This window comes from Streptomyces sp. NPDC048275, assembly GCF_040652275.1.
Classification (GTDB): domain Bacteria; phylum Actinomycetota; class Actinomycetes; order Streptomycetales; family Streptomycetaceae; genus Streptomyces.
Genome location: NZ_JBEZLR010000249.1, coordinates 1 through 1,656 on the forward strand (window position 1 = coordinate 1; position 1,656 = coordinate 1,656).

Annotated in this window: 2 pseudogenes; one reads left to right on the forward strand and one right to left on the reverse strand. The window is 65.3% G+C overall.

Annotated features, from left to right (window positions below):
* Positions 1 to 146 precede the first annotated feature (146 nt).
* Positions 147 to 560 (reverse strand): annotated as a pseudogene (locus tag AB0D57_RS47705) (transposase); the annotation flags it as partial.
* Between the two features lie 41 nt (positions 561 to 601).
* Here AB0D57_RS47705 and AB0D57_RS47710 point away from each other — a divergent pair.
* Positions 602 to 1,561, forward strand: a pseudogene (locus AB0D57_RS47710) (ISAzo13 family transposase); the annotation flags it as partial.
* Between the last annotated feature and the right edge of the window lie 95 nt (positions 1,562 to 1,656).

Sequence of the window (1,656 nt, forward strand, 5' to 3'; positions counted from 1 at the left end):
TCCGGGACACTCGCAATGGCTTCGACACCATGCGAATTACCAGAGGTCCCGCCCTCTTGACAGGGCGCACACATCCTTAACGCACTGGCGTTGCCCTGTAGTGGTGTAACCGCGTTGGGTTGATCTTGGGGTGGGTAGATCTTGTCCATGCTGCCTTCGGGGAGGTAGCGGCGGGGGAAAGCGATCCATTCGTCGTGCATCTCGACGAGCACGGCGGTGGTGAGGCGTTCGAGGGCCTTGGAGTTGGGGAAGATCTGGACGACGTCGACGCGGCGCTTGATCTCCCGGTTGACCCGCTCCAGGGGGTTGGTCGACTGGATCTTCTTCCAATGTCGCTCGGGGAAGTCCGCGAAGGCGGTCAGGTCGGTCTTGGCTTCCAGGAGCATCTCCCTGACCTTGGGAAACTGCCGTCCGAGCATGTCAGCCACGGTGTCGAGCTGGGCGCGGACGGCCTCGGCGGTGGGCTGAGCGAAGATCGTGCGGATGGTTGCGGCCACCATTTTGGCGGAGTCCTTCGGGATCACCCCAAAGACATTGCGCAGGAAATGGACCTGTACGCGAACAAGGTCTTGCTTCCTGAGTCCCGCCTCGTTGACCTGGTATGGCAATCAAGGACGCAGTGCTGGATCAACTCGCCGTTCGGTTCGAGGTGTTGCTGCCCCACCTGAACGAGCGGCAGCGTCGACTTGCGCTCGCGACTGAGGCGAGATTGCTGGGCCACGGCGGGGTGCGGGCCGTGGCCAGGATCGCCGGCGCGAGCGAGAGCACCGTACGCAAGGGTGTCTTCGAGTTGGAGGCGGGCGGCGAGTCCCTGGAGGAAGGTCGGATCCGCAGGCCGGGCGGCGGGCGCAAGACCGCGACCGAGCTGGATCCGGGGCTGCTGCCCGCCCTGTTGAGTCTGGTCGAGCCGGATGAGCGCGGCGATCCGATGTCGCCGCTGCGCTGGACGACGAAGTCACTGCGGCGTCTCGCGGCGGAGCTCACGAGGCGAGGGCACCGTGTCTCGCCGGTGACCGTCGGCCGGCTTCTGCGGGAGAACGGCTTCAGCCTGCAGGCGAACGCTAAAACGCTGGAAGGAGACCAGCATCCGGATCGGGACGCGCAGTTCCACTACATCAACGATCAGGTCAAGCAGTTCCAGGCCGCGGGCGAGCCGGTGATCAGTGTCGACGCCAAGAAGAAGGAGATGCTCGGACAGTTACCGAACGCTGGACGCGAGTGGCGGCCCAAGGGCGAGCCGGTCCAAGTCGAGGATCACAGCTTCTTCACCGGGCCCAGGGGCGAGACCGCAATCCCCTACGGCGTCTACGACCTGGCCGCTGACACCGGGTGGGTCAGCGTCGGAGTCGATCACAACACCTCTGCCTTCGCCGTGGCCACGATCCGCCGCTGGTGGCAAGCCCGCGGTCAGCTCGACTACCCGGCCGCCACCCGGCTGCTGATCACCGCGGACGCGGGCGGCTCCAACAGCTACCGCTACCGCGCCTGGAAAGCGGAACTGGCAGCGCTCGCCGCCGAAAGGGGGCTGGCGATCACGGTCTGCCACTTTCCGCCGGGCACCCAATGCCGTTGCTTGACTCAGTGAACTATCGCTGGTTGCAGGGTGATGACCTTGGGTGTGACGTGCCGTGTCGGCTGCCGGTCTCGAGTGTTGAT